20 protein-coding genes are annotated in these 21,725 nt (G+C 70.5%); 11 read left to right on the forward strand and 9 right to left on the reverse strand.

Features of this window, described 5'->3' with window-relative positions:
- Positions 1-66: 66 nt before the first annotated feature.
- The gene (locus Q0Z83_RS07765) at positions 67-1,443 is read right to left on the reverse strand and encodes a cellulase family glycosylhydrolase (protein WP_317793125.1); all 1,377 of its coding nucleotides are present in this window, start codon (positions 1,441-1,443) and stop codon (positions 67-69) included.
- Between the two features lie 205 nt (positions 1,444-1,648).
- Between Q0Z83_RS07765 and Q0Z83_RS07770 the strand changes: the two genes are divergently transcribed.
- From Q0Z83_RS07770 to Q0Z83_RS07790, 5 genes are read left to right on the forward strand one after another with little or no spacing between them, the layout of a single operon-like run.
- A complete protein-coding gene (locus tag Q0Z83_RS07770; RefSeq protein WP_317793126.1) occupies positions 1,649-3,316 on the forward strand; it encodes an ABC transporter substrate-binding protein in 1,668 nt (555 codons plus the stop codon).
- Between the two features lie 4 nt (positions 3,317-3,320).
- Complete coding sequence (locus tag Q0Z83_RS07775) at positions 3,321-4,310, forward strand: ABC transporter permease (RefSeq protein WP_317793127.1); 990 nt, start codon at positions 3,321-3,323, stop codon at positions 4,308-4,310.
- Complete coding sequence (locus Q0Z83_RS07780; RefSeq protein ID WP_317793128.1) at positions 4,307-5,185, forward strand: ABC transporter permease; 879 nt, start codon at positions 4,307-4,309, stop codon at positions 5,183-5,185. Before Q0Z83_RS07775 ends, Q0Z83_RS07780 begins: the two co-directional genes overlap by 4 nt.
- Positions 5,182-6,096, forward strand: a complete 915-nt coding sequence (locus Q0Z83_RS07785) for an ABC transporter ATP-binding protein (RefSeq protein WP_317793129.1) — start codon at positions 5,182-5,184, stop codon at positions 6,094-6,096. Before Q0Z83_RS07780 ends, Q0Z83_RS07785 begins: the two co-directional genes overlap by 4 nt.
- Positions 6,093-6,899, forward strand: coding sequence for an ABC transporter ATP-binding protein (locus Q0Z83_RS07790; RefSeq protein ID WP_317793130.1), 807 nt, complete (start codon positions 6,093-6,095; stop codon positions 6,897-6,899). The genes Q0Z83_RS07785 and Q0Z83_RS07790 overlap by 4 nt, the downstream gene beginning before the upstream one ends.
- Here the strand turns inward: Q0Z83_RS07790 and Q0Z83_RS07795 are convergent.
- On the reverse strand, positions 6,887-7,153 hold the full coding sequence (locus Q0Z83_RS07795) for a helix-turn-helix domain-containing protein (protein ID WP_317793131.1): 267 nt from the start codon (positions 7,151-7,153) through the stop codon (positions 6,887-6,889). The genes Q0Z83_RS07790 and Q0Z83_RS07795 overlap by 13 nt on opposite strands.
- 64 nt (positions 7,154-7,217) lie before the next feature.
- Here Q0Z83_RS07795 and map point away from each other — a divergent pair, with 64 nt between their 5' ends.
- Complete coding sequence (gene map / locus Q0Z83_RS07800) at positions 7,218-7,985, forward strand: type I methionyl aminopeptidase (protein WP_317793132.1); 768 nt, start codon at positions 7,218-7,220, stop codon at positions 7,983-7,985.
- Positions 7,986-8,073: 88 nt separating this feature from the next.
- Complete coding sequence (locus tag Q0Z83_RS07805; RefSeq protein ID WP_317793133.1) at positions 8,074-8,880, forward strand: endonuclease/exonuclease/phosphatase family protein; 807 nt, start codon at positions 8,074-8,076, stop codon at positions 8,878-8,880.
- 7 nt (positions 8,881-8,887) lie between these two features.
- Here Q0Z83_RS07805 and Q0Z83_RS07810 read toward each other — a convergent pair whose 3' ends face one another.
- Positions 8,888-9,868: a HEAT repeat domain-containing protein gene (locus Q0Z83_RS07810; RefSeq protein WP_317793134.1), complete on the reverse strand. Its 981-nt coding sequence runs from the start codon at positions 9,866-9,868 to the stop codon at positions 8,888-8,890.
- A gap of 63 nt (positions 9,869-9,931) precedes the next feature.
- Complete coding sequence (locus tag Q0Z83_RS07815; RefSeq protein ID WP_317797051.1) at positions 9,932-10,570, reverse strand: HEAT repeat domain-containing protein; 639 nt, start codon at positions 10,568-10,570, stop codon at positions 9,932-9,934.
- A gap of 103 nt (positions 10,571-10,673) precedes the next feature.
- Here Q0Z83_RS07815 and Q0Z83_RS07820 point away from each other — a divergent pair, with 103 nt between their 5' ends.
- The gene (locus Q0Z83_RS07820; protein ID WP_317793135.1) at positions 10,674-11,255 is read left to right on the forward strand and encodes a hypothetical protein; all 582 of its coding nucleotides are present in this window, start codon (positions 10,674-10,676) and stop codon (positions 11,253-11,255) included.
- A 33-nt stretch (positions 11,256-11,288) separates the two neighbouring features.
- Here the strand turns inward: Q0Z83_RS07820 and Q0Z83_RS07825 are convergent, their stop codons facing one another.
- From Q0Z83_RS07825 to Q0Z83_RS07835, 3 genes are read right to left on the reverse strand one after another with little or no spacing between them, the layout of a single operon-like run.
- Positions 11,289-11,855 (reverse strand): hypothetical protein, encoded by a 567-nt coding sequence (locus tag Q0Z83_RS07825; protein ID WP_317793136.1) that lies wholly within the window; start codon positions 11,853-11,855, stop codon positions 11,289-11,291.
- Between the two features lie 24 nt (positions 11,856-11,879).
- A complete protein-coding gene (locus tag Q0Z83_RS07830) occupies positions 11,880-13,292 on the reverse strand; it encodes an ROK family transcriptional regulator (protein WP_317793137.1) in 1,413 nt (470 codons plus the stop codon).
- The gene (locus Q0Z83_RS07835; RefSeq protein ID WP_317793138.1) at positions 13,289-15,421 is read right to left on the reverse strand and encodes an alpha-galactosidase; all 2,133 of its coding nucleotides are present in this window, start codon (positions 15,419-15,421) and stop codon (positions 13,289-13,291) included. Before Q0Z83_RS07835 ends, Q0Z83_RS07830 begins: the two co-directional genes overlap by 4 nt.
- Positions 15,422-15,530: 109 nt before the next feature.
- Between Q0Z83_RS07835 and Q0Z83_RS07840 the strand changes: the two genes are divergently transcribed.
- On the forward strand, positions 15,531-17,999 hold the full coding sequence (locus Q0Z83_RS07840; protein WP_317793139.1) for a glycoside hydrolase family 2 protein: 2,469 nt from the start codon (positions 15,531-15,533) through the stop codon (positions 17,997-17,999).
- Positions 17,999-18,841 carry a LacI family DNA-binding transcriptional regulator gene (locus Q0Z83_RS07845; protein ID WP_317793140.1) on the forward strand — a complete coding sequence of 281 codons (843 nt, stop codon included), beginning with the start codon at positions 17,999-18,001 and terminating at the stop codon, positions 18,839-18,841. The genes Q0Z83_RS07840 and Q0Z83_RS07845 overlap by 1 nt, the downstream gene beginning before the upstream one ends.
- Here the strand turns inward: Q0Z83_RS07845 and Q0Z83_RS07850 are convergent.
- Both Q0Z83_RS07850 and Q0Z83_RS07855 read right to left on the reverse strand, forming a co-directional pair.
- Entirely contained in the window at positions 18,836-19,402 is a 567-nt protein-coding gene (locus Q0Z83_RS07850) for a GNAT family N-acetyltransferase (RefSeq protein WP_317793141.1), read from the reverse strand. The genes Q0Z83_RS07845 and Q0Z83_RS07850 overlap by 6 nt on opposite strands.
- A gap of 125 nt (positions 19,403-19,527) precedes the next feature.
- Positions 19,528-20,409, reverse strand: a complete 882-nt coding sequence (locus Q0Z83_RS07855; RefSeq protein ID WP_317793142.1) for a hypothetical protein — start codon at positions 20,407-20,409, stop codon at positions 19,528-19,530.
- Positions 20,410-20,599: 190 nt separating this feature from the next.
- On the opposite strand from Q0Z83_RS07855, the gene Q0Z83_RS07860 reads away from it, so the two are divergent.
- On the forward strand, positions 20,600-21,688 hold the full coding sequence (locus Q0Z83_RS07860; RefSeq protein WP_378078617.1) for a hypothetical protein: 1,089 nt from the start codon (positions 20,600-20,602) through the stop codon (positions 21,686-21,688).
- The last annotated feature ends 37 nt before the right edge of the window (positions 21,689-21,725 follow it).

Here is a 21,725-nt window from a genome sequence, read left to right on the forward strand (position 1 = left end):
TACCTCCTTCTCGGCGGGGGCCTGATCGACCTGAGTGAAAGGCGCCGCGAACGGCGCCTTTCACGCTCACGCTGCGGCGCAGGTCACAGTCGGGTTGTTGTTGGTTGCGCCGCGGGAGGCGGTGAAGCCCCAGCTGGTCTCGGTGCCGGCGGCGAGCTTGCCGTTGTAGGAGGCGTTGCGGGCGGTGACCGCCGTCCCGGAGGTGGTGACGGTGGCGTTCCACGTGTTGGTGAACTGCTGCCCGTTGGGCCAGGTCCAGGTGACGGTCCAGCTGTTGATCGCGCTGCTGCCCGCCTTGACGGTGACGTTGCCCTGGAAACCTCCGGTCCACGAGTTGGTGACCGCGTAGGTGGCGGTGCAGCCGCCGGCCGGCGGGTTCGACGGCGACGGTGACGGCGGGTTCGACGGGGACGGCGGCTGCGACGACGACTGGCTCGGTGACGGGTTGACGCCGCCGAAGACCGTGGCCTCCTTCGAGGTGGCCTTGATGCCGTTGGCGCCGTTGAAGAGCCGCTGGCCCCAGCTGGTCAGCTGGGCCGGGTCGAAGTTGGTGACCAGGTCGAGGTATTCGACGCCGCCGCCGTTGCCGGACCACGACCAGCCCAGGTAGCCGATGCCGAGCTGCTGGCTGGTGGCCAGGATGGTGTCCTCGTCCGGGTTGCCGTCGGAGTGGTTGTGCCCGAACTCGCCGACCACGATCGGCAGGCCGGCCGACTGGAAGCGGCCCAGGTAGTCGTTGATCTCCGCGGCGGTGTCGAACACGCCGTACATGTGGATGGAGAAGACGGTGTTGCGGTTGGGGTCGGCGGCGAACACCGAGGCGGCGTTGTCGCGCATGATGAACTGCCAGTCCTGGCCCCAGTTCGGCGCGTCGACCATGATCTGGTGCTGGAACCCGGCGGCCCGCAGTCGGCTGATCGCGGACTTGGTGTCGGCGGTCCAGCTGGTCGAGGCGGTGCCGTTGCCGTACGGCTCGTTGCCGATGTTGAGGATGACGAAGTTCTCCTGGCCGGTCAGGGCGCTCTTGACGGAGATCCAGTAGTCGACGGCCTGGGCCAGGGTGGCGGCGCCGGACTGCTCGCCGTAACCGGTGGTGTCGTGTACCTCGAGCACGCAGATCAGCCGGTTGGCCTTGCACTGGGTGATCACGTTGCCGACGTCGGCGGCCGAGTTGGCGGTCCAGCGCTGGCCGCTGGCGAGCACCACCCGGACGGTGTTGGCGCCGAGGGCCTTGATGTCGGCCAGTGACTTGCCGGTCTGGCTCGCGTACCAGGTGTGGGCGTGGTTGACGCCGCGCATCAGGAACGTGTTGCCGTTGGCGTCGAGGATGCGGGTGCCGGAGACGGTGAACCCGGCGGCGGCCTGTGCCGGCTGGGCGAGGGTGAGGACCGCCGCGGCGGCGGTCAGGACGGCCGCGAGGCCGCCCCACCATTTGGCTTTCATGGGGATTCCTCCCTGTCCGGCGGGGGACGCGACGGACAGATGTCGGGGACGGTCGTCGAGAATCTAAAAGGACTTAACTAAGCCGGTCAAGGGGCGGAAGGCTAATGATCTTCGATGAGAACCCGCGCTTGACATCGCAAACTTAAGCCGCTTAATAATGAGCCACATCGAAGTTGATCCCTGCCTTGGAACGAGGAACCCGCCGATGAAGAAGACCGTCGCGGCGGCCGCCGCGGTGATGCTCGCTCTCGCCGGATGCTCCAGCTCCGGCGACGAAGGTAAGCCGGACGCCGCGAACAGCTCGATCACCATCTTCAACGGCGCCAACGGCACCATCGTGGAGAACTGGAATCCGTTCTCGCCGACGCAGCTGCAGCCCACCAACGGGACCATGCACGAGGCCCTGTTCTGGTACAACGTGGCCAGTGAGGCGCCGCCGCAGCCGATGCTCGGCACCGCCTACCAGTGGAATGCCGACGGCACCGAGTTGACCGTCACCACCCGCGAGGGCGTCACCTGGAACGACGGGAAGCCGTTCAGTGCCAAGGACGTGGCGTTCACCTTCGACCTGATCCGGCGCACCAAGGCGATCAACGCGACCGGCCTGGACCTGAAGTCCTCGGTGGCCAAGGACGACAAGACCGCGGTCCTGACCTTCGGCACCAAGTCGTTCACCGATGAGGCGTCGATCATCGGCCACACCCCGATCGTCCCCGAGCACGTCTGGAGCACGATCGACGACCCGGCGAAGACGATCAACCCGAACCCGGTCGGCACCGGCCCGTACAAACTGAAGTCGTTCTCCTCCCAGAGTTATGTGCTGGAGAAGAACCCGAACTACTGGCAGCCGGGCAAACCGCAGATCCAGAACGTCCGCTACATCTCGCTGGCCACCGCCGACGCCGCCAGCGCGGCGCTCACCGCCGGCCAGGTCGACTGGATGAGCTCCTTCCTGCCCGGCCTGGAGCAACTGCTGAAGAACCACAAGGACCTGTCGTACGTGAACACGCCGGTCCTCACCGCCTCGATCTTCACGTGTTCCAGCACCGCCTACGGATGCTCCGGCCCGCAGACCGACACCGCCGTGCGCCAGGCCATCTACCACGCGATCAACCGCGACCAGCTCAACAAACTCGCCGGTGGTGGCTACGCGGCGGTCGCCTCGCCGACACTGCTGCTGCCCGAACGGGACAAGAAGTGGATCGCCGATCCGGCCCAGGTGACCGTGCCCGGCACACCCGACGTGGCGCAGGCGAACCAGATCCTCGACGCGGCGGGCTGGGTCAAGGGTGGCGACGGCATCCGCAGCAAGGACGGGCAGCGCCTGTCCCTGACCATCCAGACGGTCACCGGGTGGAGCGACTTCATCTCCCTCAACGACGCGATGGGTCAGCAGCTCAAGGAGGTCGGCATCGAGCTCAAGCCGACCCAGCTGTCCTGGAACGAGTGGAACAACAACCAGGTGCAGGGCCGCTACCAGCTCTCCCTCGACTCGATCGGGCTCGGCGCCAACTCCAACCCGTACCACACGTACCAGGCCAAATACGCCACGGTCACCACCGCCAAGGTCGGTGAGGCGGCCCAGACCAGCGGCAACTTCGCCCGCTACAGCAACGCCACGGTGGACGCCGCGCTCGACATCGCCGGTGGCACCAACGACGAGGCGGCGCAGAAGGAGCAGTACGCGATCATCCAGAAGGAGATCGTGCGGGACCTGCCGTACATCCCGATCTACGTGAACTCACTGCTCACCGAGTTCAACACCAGCCGCGCGACCGGCTGGCCGACCAACGACAACAAGTACGCGCTGCCCGCCTCCTGGAAGATCTGGGACAACGGCATCGTCCTGGCCAACCTCCAGCCCGCGAAGTAGCCCGGTGCGTCACCTGACCCGCAAGCTCGGGTTCTACGTGGTCGCCCTGTGGGCGGCGCTGACCGTCAACTTCGCGATCCCGCGGATGATGCCGGGCGACCCCGTGGAGATCATGCTGTCCAAGATGGGCCAGAAGGGCCCGGTGACCGCGGAGACCCGCAAGGCCATCGAGGCGCTGCTCGGCGCCGACTCCAGCCGGTCGATCCTGGCCCAGTACGGCGACTACCTGGCCGGGCTGGCCCGCGGTGACCTGGGCGTCTCGTTGGTGTTCTTCCCGGCGCCGGTCAGCACGATCATCGGGCAGACGCTGCCCTGGACGATCGGACTGATCGGCCTGGCCACCGTCATCTCGTTCGTCACCGGCGTCGGTCTGGGCACGGTCGCCGGCTGGAAACGCGGATCGTGGACCGACAACCTGATCCCGGTCACCACGATGTTCCAGTCGGTGCCGTACTTCTGGCTCGCCCTGATCCTGCTCTTCCTGCTGGGCAGCGTGTATCCGGTGTTCCCGCTCAACGGCGGCTACGACGTCTACACCGTCACACCCGGCTGGAACGGGCCGTTCCTCGGCTCGGTCCTCTACTACGGCACCCTGCCCGCGCTCACCATCATCATCTCGTCGATCGGCGGCTGGATGCTCGGCATGCGCAACATGATGGTCTCCACGCTCTCCGAGGACTACATGATCACCGCCGAGGCCAAAGGCCTGAGACCCAGGAAGATCATGATTCGGTACGCTGCACGCAACGCGATCCTGCCGTCGGTGTCCGGGTTCGCCATCTCGCTGGGTTTCGTGGTCGCCGGGTCGATCGTCACCGAGGCGGTCTTCTCCTACCCGGGTATCGGGTCGGCCCTGCTGCAGGCGGTCGGCGGCAACGACTACGCCCTCATGCAGGGCATCTTCCTGATCATCACGCTGTCCGTGCTGGGCGCGAACCTGCTCGTCGACCTGCTCTACTCGGTCGTCGACCCGCGGATCCGGACCGGCTCGTGACCGGCAAACTCGCCGCCGGCCTGGCCATCGCGGTGCCGATCGCGCTGTTCGGCCTGCTCGGCCCACTGGTCGTGCAGGACCCGCTGCGCGTCGACGACATCGGCCTCACCCCGCCCAGCGCCGAGCACCTGCTCGGTACCACCCAGACCGGGCAGGACGTGCTCGCTCAGCTGGCGTACTCCACCCGCGGCTCGCTGATCGTCGGCGCCGTCGTCGGGGTGCTCACCCTGCTGCTGTCCGGCTTCTTCGGAATCGTCGGCGCCTACGCGGGTGGCTGGCTGGACGAGTCGTTCTCCCTGTTCATCAACGTCATGCTGGTCATCCCGGGGCTGCCGGTGGTGATCGTGATCTCGGCCTACATGCCGGACCGGAGCCTGTTGCTCGTCTCGATCGTCCTCGCCATCACCAGCTGGGCCGGGTCGGCGCGGGTGCTGCGCGGGTCCACCCTCAGCCTGCGCGGCCGCGACTACGTGCTGGCCAGCCGGGTCGCCGGGGAGAGACGGTGGCGGATCCTGCTGGTCGAGATCCTGCCCAACCTGATCCCGCTGCTCGCCTCACAGGTGGTGTTCGCGGTCATCTTCGCGATCCTCGGCGAGGCCGGGCTGTCGTATCTCGGGCTCGGCGCCAGCGGCACGTTCACCTGGGGGACCATGCTGTACTACGCGCAGAACGGGCTCGCCCTGCGGCTCGGCGCCTGGTGGTGGTTCGTACCGCCCGGGTTGCTCCTGGCTCTTTTCGGCGCCGCCCTCGCGCTGATCAACTTCTCGATCGACGAGACGATCAATCCCAAGCTGCGGAACCAGACCCGGGCCGCGCGTCGTGGCTGGCGGATGTCGCGGGAGCAACTGCGTCAGGCCCGGGAGGCGACGCTGTGAGCCGGCCGGTGCTGACCATCGAGAACCTGAGCGTCGACTACCTGGTGGAGCCGGTCGTGCACGCGGTCAAGGACGTGTCCTTCACGCTGCGGCGGGGCGAGATCCTCGGCCTGGCCGGCGAGAGCGGTTGCGGCAAGAGCACCCTGGCGTACGGGATGGTCCGCCTCCTCAAACCACCCGCCGCGATCACCGCGGGCCGGGTGGTGTTCCACGCCGGCTCCACATCCCCCGCGACCCCGTCCCCCTCCGGGACCCCTTCCCCTTCCCTCGCGGCGCCTTCCCCTTCCCCGGTCCCCTCCGCCCGCGACATCGACTGGGGTGAGTTGAGTGCGGAGGAGCTGCGGATGGCGCGGTGGGATCGGATCTCGATGGTCTTCCAGGGCGCGATGAACTCGCTCAACCCGGTGATCTCCATCCTGGACCAGTTCGAGGACGTGTTCGTCACGCACCGTCCCCGGATGTCCCGCGGCGAACGGCGGCGGCGCTGCGGTGACCTGCTGGAACGAGTGGGCGTCGACCGTACGAGATTGAGGTCCTATCCCCATGAGCTCTCCGGCGGCATGCGGCAGAGGGTGATGATCGCGATGGCCATGGCCCTGGAACCACAGATCATGATCATGGATGAGCCGACCACCGCCCTCGACGTCGTGGTGCAGCGCGACATCCTGCGCGAGATCAGCCGGCTGCGGGACGAACTCGGGTTCGCGGTCATCTTCATCACCCACGACCTGCCGCTGCTGCTGGAGATCAGCGACCGGATCGCCGTCATGCGGCACGGTGAGATCGTCGAACTCGACGACGCCGCGCGGATCTACCACGAGCCCCGGCACCAGTACACCCGCAAGCTGCTGGCGTCCTTCCCCAGCCTCACCGGCGACCGTGCCGCGTTCGTCCGGGGCGCCGCCTCGTGACCCGGCTGGAGGCCCGTGGCCTGGTCAAGGAGTACCGGTCACGGTCGACCCGGTTGCGGGCCGTCGACGACGTCGGGTTCACCCTCGACCACGGCCGGACCGTCGCGCTGGTCGGGCAGAGCGGCAGCGGCAAGTCGACGATCGCCAAACTGCTGCTCCAGCTGGAACGCCCGACCGCCGGCGAGATCCTGCTCGACGGGCAGCCGGTCGCCCGCCGCGGCGCCGGGCTGGTCCGCTACCGGCGACTGGTCCAGATGGTGTTCCAGGATCCGTTCGCGTCGCTCAACCCGCATCACGACGTCGCCCACCACCTGGCCCGTCCGTTGCGCCTGCACCACCCCGAGCTCAGTCGTGCCGACATCGACGCCCGGATCCGTCAGCTGCTCGAACGCGTCCAGCTCGACCCCGGACTGGCCGGTCGCCGCCCGCACGAGCTCTCCGGCGGCCAGCGGCAGCGGGTCGCCATCGCCCGGGCGCTGGCCCCGGCGCCGGGCATCCTGATCGCCGACGAACCGGTCTCGATGCTCGACGTTTCGATCCGGCTCGGTGTGCTCAATCTGCTGGCCACCCTGCAGCGCGAGGAGGACCTCGGTGTCCTCTACATCACCCACGACCTGGCCACGGCCCGGCACTTCTCGGACGACATCCTGGTCATGTACCGCGGGCGGATCGTCGAGCGCGGACCCGCCGACGAGGTGATCCTCAACCCGAGACACGAGTACACCCGGCTGCTGGCCGATGCCACCCCGAGCCCGTCCCGTCGTTTCGGCCCGGCCGGGTCGCTCGGCCCTCAGGACGCCTGACTGATCAGGGTGTCGGCGAGCCAGACGTCGGCCAGATCGCTGAGCGGGATGTCGAGGGCCTGGCTGAGGCAGACGACCGTGCCGAACGCCGGTGCGGGCAGCCGGCCCGTCTCGATCTTGCGTAGGGTCTCCGGCGAGATGCCGGCCGCCAGAGCCACCTCGACCAGACTGCGTGCGCCTCGCGCGGCCCGGAGCGCGGCCCCGAGACGCCGGCCCGCGGCGATCTGTTCGGCGGTGAGCGGTTGGCGAACCATGCCCGCAGGATAGCCGCTCCAACTGCGTGGTATAAAAATACCGCACAGGGAGAGGGAGGCTGTCGTGATCGAGCTCAAGTCCGCCGAAGAGATCGGCCGGATGGCGGTGGCCGGGCAGTTCGTCGGCGAACTGCTCGCCGAGCTGCGCGGGGTCGCCGCGGTCGGTGTCAACCTGATGGACATCGAGCACCACGCCCGCAGCCGGATCAAGGAGCGCGGCGCCGAGTCCTGCTACTGGGACTACGCACCGTCGTTCGGCCGCGGCCCGTTCCGTAACGTGCTCTGCCTGTCGGTCAACGACGCCGTCCTGCACGGCCTGCCGCACGACTACGTGCTGCGCGACGGCGACCTGGTCAGCATCGACATGGCGGTCGGCATCGACGGCTGGGTCGCCGACTCGGCGCTCTCGGTCATCGTCGGCACCCCCGACCCGGCCGACCTGAAGCTGATCGAGGCCACCGAAGTCGCCCTCGAGGCGGGCATCGCGGCGGCCCGGCCCGGCGGCCGTCTCGGCGACGTGTCGGCGGCGATCGGCGAGGTCGCGCGCTCCTACGGCTACGGCGTCAACGGCGAGTTCGGCGGCCACGGCATCGGCCGCACCATGCACGAGGACCCGCACGTCCCGAACAGCGGCCGGGCCCGCCGTGGCATGCGCCTCGACCCGGGTCTCACGATCGCCATCGAGCCGTGGTTCTGCCGATCCACTGACAAGATCAAGTTCGACAAGGACGGCTGGACGATCCGCTCCGCCGACGGCTCCCGCACCGCCCACTCCGAACACACCGTCGCCATCACCGCCGCCGGCCCGCAGGTCCTCACCCGCCGCCCCTGAAAGGACTTCACCGGCGAACCGCTCCGGCCCGGCGCCGGTCAGCCGGCTCGACATGCCGGCGAACCGCTCCGGCGTTAGGTTGGGCGCAGTGAACGACGACGCGGCGACCCGGCACACGATCCGGGTGATGACCTGGAACCTCTGGTGGCGGTTCGGGCCGGACCGGGCGGCCCGGCAAGCCGGCATCCGGGCGGTCCTGACCGAGTCGCGTCCGGATGTGCTGGCGTTGCAGGAGACCTGGCCCGGCCAGGCCGACGAGCTGGCCGACACCCTGGGTATGCACGCCGTGTTCGCCGGACCCTCCTACCCGGCCGCACCCGCCGACCAGGAGTTCGAACTGGGCATCGCCGTGCTCACCCGATGGCCGATTCTGGACAGTGCCGCCCGCGTGCTCCCGGCCCGGCACCGCCGGTGGGATCCGGTGGCGCTGACCGTGCGCACCGCTCATCCGGCCGGTCCGCTGCCGGTGGTCGCGGCCTGTCTGGAGCACGCCGTTCCGTACACCGACGACCGGGTCGCGCAGGGTGCCGCCCTCGCCGAGATGGCCACTGATCCGTCGCTCGACGGGCCGACACCGGTCCTGCTGCTCGGCGATCTGAACGCCGCCGTCGACTCCCCGGTGCTCCGGCCGATCCGGGACGTGCTGGTCGACGCCTGGACGGCCGGTGACGGCGACCCCGACGCGATCACACTGCCGTCGACCCACCCGTACGCTCCGATGGAAGCCGGCCCGCAGCTGATCGACCGCCGGATCGACCACGTCTTCTTCCGCGCCGGACGCGAGAACCAGCAGGTCGCGGTCGATGCGGTGCGGCTCGCCGGCGGCGAGCCGGTGGGCGGCGTACACCCTTCCGATCATCGGGCCGTCGCCGTGGACCTGCGCTGGCACGGCTGACGGTCGGTCAGCGCATTCCCAGGATGTACGCGGCGGTCAGCGCGACACCACGGTCGTCATCCCGGGACAGTTCCGTCAGCGCCCGGGTGGCGGTGTCGCCGGGGATGTCGGCGAGAGCCTGGGTGACACGGCGACGTACCGACGCGTCACCGGGCGAGAGGCAGCCGACCAGCCCGGCCGCGATGGTCTCGGCCAGGGTAGGGTCGGCAGACAATACGCCCAGGGCATCGGCGGCGTCGACGTCGTTCACCTCGTGTACGACCATGTCGATCAGGATCGGGACCGTCTCGGCGACTCCACGGGGACCCAGCGTCAGGGCCGCGTGCCGCCGGACCGCGACGTCGGTACTGCCCAGGGCCTCGTGCAGAAGCGCGGTCGCCGTTTCGGAGGGGATCTCGGCGAGCGTCCGCACGGCACGTTGGCGAACCTCGGCCAGTGGCGAGCGCAGGCCGTCGGCCAGCAGCTCCGGCCCGGCGTCCCCCGACTGGGCCAGCGCCCACCGAAGGGCGCCGGCGACGTTCGGGTCCGACTCGTTCAGGGCCGCCTCGACCAGGGCCTGCACCGGTGCCGTGTCGGTGGCGAGGGCCGCGCGCTGCCGGTCCTCCGGCCGGTCCGAGCCGAGCGCGTGCAGCAGCGCGACGACCTGGAGGACGTCCGGCCAGCCGGCCGGTTCCGCGGTCACGATCCGCTGGAGTCGGGTGAGCAGCTCGGTCTCCCGAGCGATGCGCTCCCGGGTCCGGCGGATCAGATCCTCGACCAGGCCGGACGGGGTGAACGCGGGATCCTCGAGCGCCCGCCCGACGTCCCGCAGCGACAGCCCCAGCGACCGCAGGCTCTCGATGTGGAAGATCCGCCGGATGTCCTCCCCGGTGTACTCCCGATAGCCGGCATGACTGCGCCCGGTCGGCCGGAGCAGACCGAGCGACTCGTAGTGGCGCAGCATCCGGGCACTCACCCCGGACCGCTGCGCCATCTCACCGATCAGCACGTCTCCGTCACTTCTCCTGCGCGTCCGGGCCGTTGCGCCGCCTCACCGATCAGCACGTCTCCGTCACTTCTCCTGCGCGTCCGGGCCGAGCGCCACGATGCGGATCGCCTCGTCGACGGCGAGCTCGAACCCGGCGTCCGGGTCGTCCAGCAGCCGCCGGGTGGCGACCGCGTGCCCGGCGACGTGCGGGTCGGTGCTCGTCTTCGCGGCCTCCAGGGCCGGGACGATTGTCGCACCGAGCCCGATCAGCGCCCGGCTCAGACTGAGCCGGGTCGCCCGGTCACCCCGCCCGAGCTGCGACATGAGCACCTCGGCCAGCATCGGTTTCTCGTCCTCGGGCACCAGCACGACCGCGGTCCGCCACGCGGTCCGGGCCACCTCGTCGTCACCGTCGGTCAGCAGCTCCCGGGTGATCGCCGGCCACGCCGCCCGGTCCCCGACCTTCGACAGCGTGTGCAGCGCCTGACTACGTGCCCGCGGATTCGCCGACCGAACCTGCTCGACCAGCCGTGGCACCGTCACCGCCGCCGGATGCCGGGTGATCGCCCAGGTGAGCATGTCCCGCACGTAGAAGTCCGGCTCCACCGCGCACCTGCCGATGAGCCCGTCGACATACCCCGGGTCCGGCGCGGTGCCGATGGCCATCACGGCCTGCAACCGCACCGACGAACTGGTGTTCTCCAACCCCTGGAGAGCCTGCATGATCACCGAGATCACCTCCACGACCCAGTGAAGGCCTTACCACAGTGTCAAGGTCAAGGCCGATTCTCCTCGGCTCTCCGGGCCGGCCGCCGATGCCGTGTCCGTGACGCCGCCGCGACTTTCTCCCCTCGCCCGTCGGGTGGCCGTCGGCGCCGGAGTCCTCGCCGTTGCGGGGATCGCCGCCGCCGTCGTGTTCGAAGTCGTGGGTGCCGACCGATCGGCTGTCCCGCCGTTCGTGGTGGCACAGACTCCCGAATCCGAGCTGGTCATCACCACTGTCAAGATCATGAGAGGGCTGGGTGCGTCCCAGACTCTGACCGGCGCCGATGGCACCCGCGTCGAGATCGCCGCCCGCCTCGACCCGGACCGGCCGCCGCTGGACATCGGCCCGGAGCGCACCCTGTTCTTCACCGTGCGCCTGAAGAACACCGGCCCCGTCCGGGCCTCGGCTGAACTCGCCCCGGGAACGAGACTGCTCGACGGCTCCGGCGGTTCCTACCCGGCCGACCTCTCGCGCTCGGTCCCGATCGACCCCACCCTGGCCGACGATTGGCAGCTGGAGCCGGGTGACCAGGCCGACCTGGCCCTCGTCGTCCCGGTCCGCACGGACACGAAGCCGTTCCTGCTGTCGATCGTGCATCCGATGGGCGGCACTCCCCGCGCCGAGTGGGTCTTCCCCAGCTAGGGAGTTCCGAATGTCGGGTGGTGGTCCGAACGCCTACACCGGCGCGGTGTAGCGGGAATCGCGTGCCTGCAGCAGGGCGGCCGCGACGGTGCCGTAGAGACTGAGGCCGGAGCCGACTCCGGCGATCAGGGCGACCGTGGCGGCGGAGGCGCCGAGGGCGTACGCGACGAAGCCGGCCAGGCCGAGCAGGGTCATCGCGGCGCCCAGCCAGTGGAAGAGGGGGAGGCGCCAGGCCCACGCCAGGGCGAAGAAGTGGGTGCCGACCACCACGGCCACCCAGGCGATCCCGGTCTCCGGGCGCTGCAGCACCTGATTGATCACATACAGGCCGCCGAACAGGGCGATCACCTCGACGGCGACGATCACCTGATAGCGCCGGTCGGCGAAGCCGGCGCCCTCGGGTGACGTGGTCCGGCCGGTACGCGCGGTCCGGAGCAGCGCGACCACCAGGACCGCCGCGATCACGGCGCCCGCGGCGCGGATCACCAGGGGCCACGGCGCCGGCAACCCGCTGCTGTTCACCATCATGAACACCGTGCCGAACGAGATCGCGATGAGCGATCCGATCACCATGCCATCAGGCCGTCGAGTCCCCGTCATGGACGATGATCCTATCGATGCCCATCAGCGGCGCAGGTGGGACTGCAGGACCAGGGCGGCGGCGCCGGTGGCCGAGGCGGTGGCGGCGGCCAGTGAGACGGTGACCGTCACTGATCGGCGCCACGTCTTGGTGTCGGCGGGGGCGACCCGGCGCATGATCGCCGGACCGTAGACGAAGGACGCCGCGGCGAAACCGGGGCCGGTCAGCACCACCAGGTCCACGTCCAGGAGGTTCACCACCGATTCGGCGGCGGCTGCCACGTACCGCGCGGAATTCTGCAGCAGGGCCAGGCAATGGGGTGCACCGGCCCGCGCGGCCCGGGCCACCGCGGCGAAGTCGGCGGCGACGCCGCGGCCGGTCGCGTCGCCCAGGCCCGTCTCGGCCAGCGCGGTCGGGTCGGAGCGGGCGGCGACCACCACAGTGCGTGGCCCGGCCAGGGCCTCCAGGCAGCCGCGGCTTCCGCACCAGCAGGGTGGGCCGTCGACCTCGACGCAGATGTGCCCGAATTCGCCGGCCGCGCCGCGCCCGCCGCGCAGGGCCCGGCCGTCGGCGACGATGCCGGCGCCGATCCCGCTGCCCATGTAGAGGGCGGCGAAGGCGCGTTCCGGGCCGACGCGGGCCACCCAGTATTCGCCCACCGCCGCGGCGGTCGCGTCGTTCTCGACCAGCACCGGCCAGCCGGTCTCGTCGGCCAGGCGGCGGCCGAGTCGGTCGGCGTCCCAGTCGCGCAGGTGCGGTGGGGAGTCCCAGCCGGGTGGCAGGCCGCCGGCCGGGGCCGGCCAGACGACGCCGATGCCGAGGCACCGCGCATGATCCACGCCGGACCCGGCGAGCAGCGTGCCGATCCCCTCGACGAGATGGGCGAGCAGGTCACCACCGGCGGGGGTGGAAGACAAGACCAGGGAGGCGGCGGCAGGCGAGGCCGGCGACACGATGGCGGATGAGGCCGAGGCGGCGGCAGGCGGGGCCGGCGACACGATGGCGGATGAGGCCGAGGCGGCGGCAGGCGGGGCCGGCGACACGATGGCGGATGAGGCCGGGGAGGCGACGGGGAGTTGCGGGGGAACGGTGGGGGCGGACGGAGCGGGGCGGGTCAGACGGGAGATCACGCCGCCGGTCTGGCCGGTCAGGACGAAGGTGGTCACGTCCCGGTCGAGGTGGACGCCGACGGCCAGCCGGGCGGCCGGGTCGAGGCGCAGCAGGGTGCGCGGTTTGCCGCCGGTCGGGGTGCGGCCGGTCTCGACGACGAGGCCCTCGTCCAACAGGCGGCGGACGGTCATCGACACGGCGGCCTCGGTCAGGCCCGTCACGGCGGCGAGCTCGACCCGGCTGAGTTGCTCGGAAGCCCGGATGGCGTCGAGGATGCTCTCGCGTGCGGCGGGCCGGCGGCCTCGGCCCGGGCGGCTCGGTGCCGGCTCGCCGACCGCTTCCCTCACTCAGCCACCTCGGTCGGGGTCACACGGACGAGCAGGACACGGTCGGGATAGAGCACCGGCGGCCGGAGCCCGGAGGCGCCCAGCGCGCGCCCGCTGAGGCGGACGCCGTGCGGCGTGCACCAGGGTAGCGCAGCGCCCCAGGCTGCGGCGTTGCCGTCGGGGACGTCGCCCGGTGGCTGCGGGCGGACGTGATAGACGCGGTCCGGATCGAGGCCGGGCAGGGTCACCACACCCGGTGGGTACGACACACTCGTCGCCGTCGCGGTCAGGGCGAACAGCGCGTCCTCGGGTCCGACCACTCCGGTGACCGAGTAGGCGGGATCGGCCACGTCACCGTGCACGAGCGTCCCGGTGTGCAGCAGCCCGCGGACCGATTTGTAGAGCGCGACCCAGGCCGTCATTTCGTCCCGCTCCTCCGGCGAGGTGAGCGACAGATCCCACTCGATACCGAAGTGTCCGAAAACGGCGGAGGCGGCTCGTACCGACAACGGCAGTGTCCGGTGTGTGGTGTGCGACGTGGGTGCCCCCACGTGCGAACCGATCAACTCTAGCGGTACCAGCAACGACGTCCAGCGCTGGATCATCACCCGCTCGTGTGCGTCGATGCAGTCGGACGCCCACACCCGGTCGGTCCGCTCCAGGATCTCCAGATCGACCCGCCCACCCCCGGACGAGCACGACTCGATCTCCACCTCGGGATGCCGCGTCCGCAGCTCGTCCAGCAGTCGATAGACGGCGAGCGTCTGGTCACGCACCCCGGCCCGCCCGCTTCCGGGATGTCCGGCCTCGACCAGATCCCGGTTGTGGTCCCACTTGAGATAGGCGATGTCATTCTCGGTCAGCAGGGCGTCGAGGTGCTCGAGCACATGGTTGAACGCGTCGGCGTTGTGCAGGTCCAGAACCTGCTGCGACCGCGCCGCCGGTGGCCGACGGTGACCAACGCCCATGATCCAGTCCGGGTGGGCCCGGGCCAGGTCCGAGTCCGGGTTGACCATCTCCGGTTCGACCCACAGCCCGAACTCCATCCCCAGCGACCGGACCACCCGGATCAGCGGCCCGAGCCCGTCCGGCCACACGTCGGCCGAAACCGTCCAGTCGCCGAGCCCGGAGGTGTCGTCGCGCCGAGACCCGAACCAGCCGTCGTCGAGCACGAACCGTTCCGCCCCGACCTCCGCCGCGGCCTGGGCCAAGGCGGTCAGCCGGTCGAGATCGTGATCGAAGTAGACGGCCTCCCACGTGTTGACGACGACGGGCCGCGGGCGGGTGGGATGATGCGGGCGAGACCGTAGATAGGTGTGGAAACGGTCGGCGATCGAGTCGAGCCCGTCCGTCCCGTACACCCCGTAGACCCACGGCGAGGTGTACGACTCACCCGCACCGAGCCCCACCTCACCCGGCAGCAGCAACTCGCCACCACCCAGCGCCGCATGCCCGTGATAGTCACGCTCGGCAACCGTCCGGGCCCCACCGGAGAACGCCGTATGCACGCCCCAGACCTGCCCGGACCGATTGGCGAAGCCGGCCGTCCCGGCGCACAGCACATACGCGGAGTCGTATCCGGTCCGCCCGGTCCGGTTCTCCCGCACCCGCAGCCCGTGCGTGAACGCGGTCCGCTGTGGCGCCCGCTCCCGCAGATGGTGGCCGGTGAAATCCAGCAATTCCACCGCCGAATCCGGAACCGGCAGAAAAACCATCAACTGCTGAAGCCAGTACGTCCCCGGCGCCACACTGGTCAGCCGCGCGCGAGCGCGCAACACCCCACCGGGCAGCAACTCCAGGTCGACGGTCAGGTCCAGGCCCGCTTCCCGATCAAACCCATTGATTTGTACGGCTACGCCAACCTGATCGATGCCGGACACCACGAATGCGCTGGACCATGCACGGCCATCCCGGTGTCCGGCGAGTCCGGGCAGCCCCAGCCATCCGGCCGACTGCTCCGGCAGGATCGAGATGCGGACCGTCCCGTCCACCGAGAACCCGATCGGCTGGGGCGCCGCCGCCAGCGCCAGCGAGTCGAGGTCGACGCGACCGAGTGCCGCTCCCCAGTGCACGATCGCCGGCAGTGCCGGACCCCGACAGTCCAGCACCACACTCACACCGTCCCTGCTCAGATGGGCGAAATCGGCCACCGTACCTCCGCTCCACCAGCGTTGACGGACTTCGTTCAGTTGCTTAAGAATGGGGTGGCCCCGGCGCGGCGGCAACCCCCGAACCCCACTCGACAGGGAGTCTCCCGACATGCTCAAGACCGACCTGCACACCGGCTGGACCGTCCGGGCCGCCGGTGGACCGGTCCCGCCGGAGATCGCCGCCGCCCCGGTGCCCGCAACCGTCCCCGGCACCGTGCACACCGACCTGCTCGACGCCGGTCTGATCCCCGACCCGTATCTGGGTGGCAACGAGGCCGACCTGAGCTGGTTCCACCGCAGCGCCTGGCGTTACGACACCACGGTCACCGCCGCCCCGGCCGGGCCCGGCGAGCGCCTCGACCTGGTGTTCGACGGCCTCGACACGGTCGCCACCATCACCCTCGGCGACGAGGAACTGGGTCGCACCGCCAACATGCACCGCGGATACCGGTTCGACGTGCGGCACCTGGTGACCGGCGGCGACGTTCCGCTCGGCATCCGCTTCGACTCGGCCCTGGAGTACGCCGAGCGGATCGAGCAGCAGCTCGGCAGCCGCCCCCGGCCGTACCCGCACCCGTTCAACGCGGTCCGCAAGATGGCCTGCTCGTTCGGCTGGGACTGGGGCCCCGACCTGCAGACCGCCGGCATCTGGAAGGGCGTGCGCCTGGAGCGCTGGCACACCGCCCGGCTCGCCGAGGTCCGCCCGCTGGCCACCCTCGACAGTGACGGGCGCACCGGCCGGCTGACCGTGCACGTCACCGTCGAACGCGCCGCCGAGGAGCAACTCCGCGTCGAGCTGACGGCCGGTTTTCTGCGCGCCGAGGCCGTCATCGCGCCCGGCTCCGACCGTACCGTCCTGGAATTGGAAGTCCCCGGCGCACCGGTCTGGTGGCCGACCGGCCACGGTGACCAACCGCTCACCGACGTCGCCGTCACCCTCTCCAGCGGATCGGAGACACTCGACACCTACGCCACCCGGGTCGGTTTCCGGTCCGTTCGCCTCGACGAGACCCCCGATGCGTACGGCAGCCGGTTCACCCTGGTCGTCAACGAGCGGGAGATCTTCGTCCGCGGCCTGAACTGGATCCCCGAGGACCACCTCCTGACCCGGATCACCCGCGCCGATCTGGAAGCCGCGGTCGACCGGGCCGTCGCCGCGAACGCGAACCTGCTGCGGATCTGGGGCGGCGGCATCTGGGAGTCCGACGAGTTCTACCAGGTCTGCGACGAGCGTGGCGTGCTGGTCTGGCAGGACTTCCCGCTGGCCTGCGCCGCGTACAGCGAGGAGGACCCGATCCGGTCGGAGATCCTCGCCGAGGCCCGGGAAAATGTGGCCCGCCTCGCCCCGCACCCGTCGCTGATCCTGTGGAACGGCGGCAACGAGAACATCTGGGGCCACGAGGACTGGGACTGGAAGGCCGAGTTGAACGGCGCCACCTGGGGCGCCCGCTACTACTACGAGGACTTCCCGGCGCTGCTGGCCGAGCTCGACCCGTCCCGGCCCTACCACCCGGGCAGCCCGTCCAGCCCCGGTCACGATCCGGAGACCGTGCACCCCAACGACGACCGGTACGGCACACGGCACGAGTGGGACGCCTGGAACCGGGAGGACTACACCCACCACGCGAACTTCGTGCCGCGGTTCTGCTCCGAGTTCGGCTGGCAGGCGCCACCCACCTGGGCCACCCTGACCTCGGCGATCGCCCCGGAGGACCTGCGCAAGGAATCACCGGTGTTCCTGCTGCACCAGAAGGCGGAGGACGGCAACGGCAAACTCGACCGCGGGCTCGCCCACCACATGCGGGTGCCGACCGACTTCGGGGACTGGCACTGGGCCACCCAGCTCAACCAGGCCCGCGCCACCACCTACGCGGTCGAGCACCTGCGCAGCCACGCCCCACGCACCATGGGCAGCGTCATCTGGCAGCTCAACGACTGCTGGCCGGTCACCTCGTGGGCCGTCGTGGACGGGGCCGGGCGACTCAAACCCTCGTGGTTCGCGCTGCGTCGGGCGTACCACCCGGTCCTGCTCTCGATCCGGGAGCGGGACGGACGGATCGTCCTGGCCGTGATCAACGACCGTGCGGAACCCTGGCGCGAAGGCGCCCGCCTGCGGCGCGTCCGGTTCGACGGCGCCGTCCAGTTCGAGACCGCCGTGGATGTCGACGTCGCGCCGAGGTCGGTGGCGCTGATCGAACTCGACGCCGAACTGCTCGCGGTGTCCGAAACCGATCGTGAGGTGCTGGTCGCCGACGCCGGTGGGCTGCGCGCGATCCACCTGTTCGCCGAGGACAAAGACCTGCACTACGACCCGGCCGCGGTCCGGGCGCACACCGTCGCGATCGAGGGCGGATACTCGGTGACCGTGACCGCCGCATCGTTCGCCCGCGACATCGCGCTGCTCGCCGACCGGGTCGCGCCCGACGCCGTCGTCGACGACATGCTGATCGACCTGCTGCCCGGCGAGACCCACACGTTCACCGTCCGCACCGCGGCCACCGTCGACGGCGAGGCCTTCAGCGCACCCGAGGTGCTGCGCTCGGCGAACGCGCTCACCCTGCCGGCCAAGGTCGGCTGATGCCCGCACCGGGTGGCCTGATCGGGCTCGTCCTCACCGGCAGCACCGCCCGGATCGGCGTCGAACCGTTCATCATGGAGCTGATCGCGGGGATGGAGGAGGCGCTGTCCCCGCACGGCGTCACCGTCCTGCTCCTGGTCGTGCCCGACCTCGACGCCGAACTCGACACCTACCGGCGGTGGGCCGGCGACCACACCGTGCAGGCGGTCGTGGTCGTCAACCTCGTGCACGGCGACACCCGTCCCGGCCACCTCGCCGCGCTCGGGCTGCCGGCCGTGCTCGCCGGACGAGCCGACGCCCCCACGTTCGGGCGGGTCGTCACCGACGACGCGGGCGCCGCCACCATCGCCGTCGAGATGCTGGCCGGGCTCGGGCACCGCGTCATCGGCCGGGTCAGCGGTCCGGCCGACCTGGTGCACACCGCCGAACGGACCACGGGCATGCATGCGGCGGCCGCCGACCACGACGTCCGGGTGCACATCGTCGAAGGAGACTACGGACCCGAGGCGGGGGTACGGGGAGTGCGCGCCCTCCTCGAAGCGGACCCACCGCCGACCGCGGTCGTCTTCGACAACGACGTGATGGCGGTGGCCGCCGAACAGGAACTGATCCGGGCCGGGATCGGTGTTCCGGGCGGGGTCAGCCTGCTGGTGCACGATGATTCGCCACTGTGTGAACTGGCCGTGCCGCCGTTGTCGGCGCTCAGCATCGACGTGCACGAACACGGGATCACCGTCGGCCGGGCGGTGGTCGCCGCCCTCGACGGGGCGGAACCGGCCGAATATCCGGGCCCGCCGATCCGCGTCCTGCGCCGGGAGAGCACCGGCCCCGCCCCGTCATAGCCGGCGCCACATGTCCAGGGCGCCCACCTCGGTGAACCCGTGCCGCCGGTAGAACCGCCGGGCCCGCGCGTTGTCCTCGTGCACCCCACCGAACAGCACCACCACGTCCCGGCCGAGCCGGCGGATCGCCTCCCAGGCCGGGGGGATCAGGGCGTCGGCCAGTCCACGGCCCTGCCACCGGTCGGCCACACACGGGCCGAACCGGGCCGTGCGCTCCGGGTCGAGGTGGATGCCGTGCTCGGCGTACCGGGTGATCTCGTGTCCCTCGGGCAGCGACAGGCTCAGATCGACGACCCCGGCCAGGCCGACCCGGTCGACGGCGACCAGCCGCAGCTTGTCGTAACGGCCGATCGCCTCGATCCAGCCCGCCGCCGCGACCTCGTGGTCGGTGTCACCGTGCCAGAACCGGCGGCTCGTCCCGGACAGCCCGGCCAGGAACGCCACCAGGGCCTCGCCGTCTCCGGGGAGCAGCGCGCGAATGCTCAACCCGGCACCGTCCACGGTGATCGTCCGAGCGAGCGGCGACGGGTCGGCGGCGAGCGCGGCGATATCGGTGATCATGGACGTGACGCCCTTCGAGTCGGTGACAGCCTCCTCATGCTGTCACCCGTGGCGCAAACCGATCAGTTCGACGGCCGGGGGCTTCGACGCAGCCCTGGTGACCGGCCGGATCGAGATCTCGGGTGTCAGTCGTCCCGGTAGACGGGCTTGCCGTCGCCGGACGGGCGGCGCGGTGGGGGCGGCTCGGCGCGGTACCGGGGTTTGCCGTCGCCCTGGCGGGGCTGCTGCGGCGGGCGACCGACGGACTCGTTGCGGTATCGAGGTGCACCGTCACCCGGCCGGGGCTCCGGGCGCTCCTTCCGGTATTCCGGTTGCCCGTCGCGGGACCGGTATTCCGGTTGCCCGTCGCGGGACCGGTTCTGGGCCCTCCCGTCGCGGGAGCGATTTTCGGTCCGGGCGTCGCGGGACCGGTATTCAGGCCGGCCGTCGCGGGAGCGATACCCGGCTCGGCCGTCGCGGCGGCCGGCGGAAGTCGAGCGGCGCGGCGACGGCGAGCGTCGAGGGGAGTCGGTGCGGCGGGAGCGGTGACGCTGGTCGCCGGTGGATGAGCGGGACCGGGATGCCGGTCGGGTGGTCGGTGCCGGGCGTTCCCGCAGCGGCGCCGGAAACGCCCGGTTCAGCAGCGGAATCAGCATCAGCAGGACCAGGATCGCACCCCACCCGGTGAGGATCGGCACGAAGCTGAGCAACTCGACCGGGACCACGTAGTGCTCCAGCGTCCACGTTGTCACGACGAAGGCGGCCAGGAGCAGCGTGACCGTGCGGACGGTGACGGTCAGGGGGAGTCTGCCCCGGTTGCGGGCGGTCCAGAGGGCGATCAACCCGGCGAGCGGCAGGGCCAGACAGGCGAACAGCAGCCAGTGGTCGGATTTCGCCAGCTCGGCGGGATGGTGCCGGGAGACGTACAGCGCCGTGGCCGGCATCGCCAGCGTCGACCCGACCACCGGTGACAGGCAGAGACCGACCAACGACAGGCAGCCGGCCACGCCTGGGGATGCAGCTTTCACGGGCACGACAGCGGAGCCTAATGATGCCGGTTCGGTGAATGGAAATGTATGACCCGTGCGGATGAATGATTGCTGCGAATGAGTGACCGCGCCCGACGCCCGTTCTGAACTACTGTTCTGCGACGTGGCCGAGGAAGGTGTGGCAGAGAAGACCGAAGAGACGGTGCGACCGGCGATCCGTGGGCGCGTGGTGATCGACGCATCCAATGTGTGCCGGATGCGGGACCTGCCGGTGCAGGGCCGTTCCGGGGGCCGCCCGTCGGCCTCCAGGCTGCGCCGGGTGGTCGCCGAGTGGCGCCGCCAGCACGGCCGGTCAGCCGATCTCACCTTCGTCGCCGACCGCAGTCTGCGCCACCGTTTCGACGATTGTCGGGCGTCCGACGAATGGGATTCCCTCATTCGTGAATTCGATTTCAGAATCGAGTCGTACGCCGATCCGGAGATTCTCGATCGGGCCGCCGCCGAACAGCGCTTCGTGCTGAGTGGCGATCTGTTCCGCGGTCATCGGCGCAGCGCCCGCTGGATCGAGCGGTACCCGGACCGGTTCCTGATACCGAAGCTGACCGGCGACGCGATGCGGTTCGTGCCGTCCGGGGTGAAGCCCGAGGCCGACCACGTCAAGACCTACAGCGAGGAGACCGACTACCTGCGCGGGTTCGGCTTCTCCGCGGACCGCCACGACCACCGGCTGGAGTGGTTCAAGTTCCGCTGGCAGTGCCACGAGCCGGCCTGCTGGACGGCCCGCAACCCGGACTGGGAACGGCAGATGATCCCGGTCCCGGGTCGTGACGGCCGCCCGAGGTGCTGGGAGTGCGGCGGCCCGCTGAAGGATCGACAGCCCCGCGACGCCTGGGCCGAGATCAAGGTCACCGACCTGGATCGTACCGTCGTCTGGCACCGCTTCCTGGTCGAGGCCGGCGACCCGGTGGTGGTCGGCCGGGGCCTGAGCGCCAACGGCATCAGCCTCGACCTGCTGGCCGACGTGCTCGGCGACACCGAGCTGCCGCGCGCGGTGAGCCGCCAGCACGTGCTGCTCAGCGTGGACGAGCACGGTGAGCTGACCGCCACCGACCTGGGATGGAAGCGCCGGACGACAGTGCACGACAGCACCCGGCAGTCGCACACCCTCGACCCGGACGAGTCCCGCATCGTCCGCGACAAGGGCTGGATCGTGCTGGCCGGCGCGCTGTGCCTGGTCCGCTCGGCCCGCCGGTATGTGCCGACTGCCCGGGGCGCCCTGGGCCCGTCCGCCGACGACCGGACCACCCGGAACGCCTGAGCGGGAGGGGAGCGGGACATGCCGGACCACCCGGAAC

Source organism: Actinoplanes sichuanensis, assembly GCF_033097365.1.
Taxonomy (GTDB): domain Bacteria; phylum Actinomycetota; class Actinomycetes; order Mycobacteriales; family Micromonosporaceae; genus Actinoplanes; species Actinoplanes sichuanensis.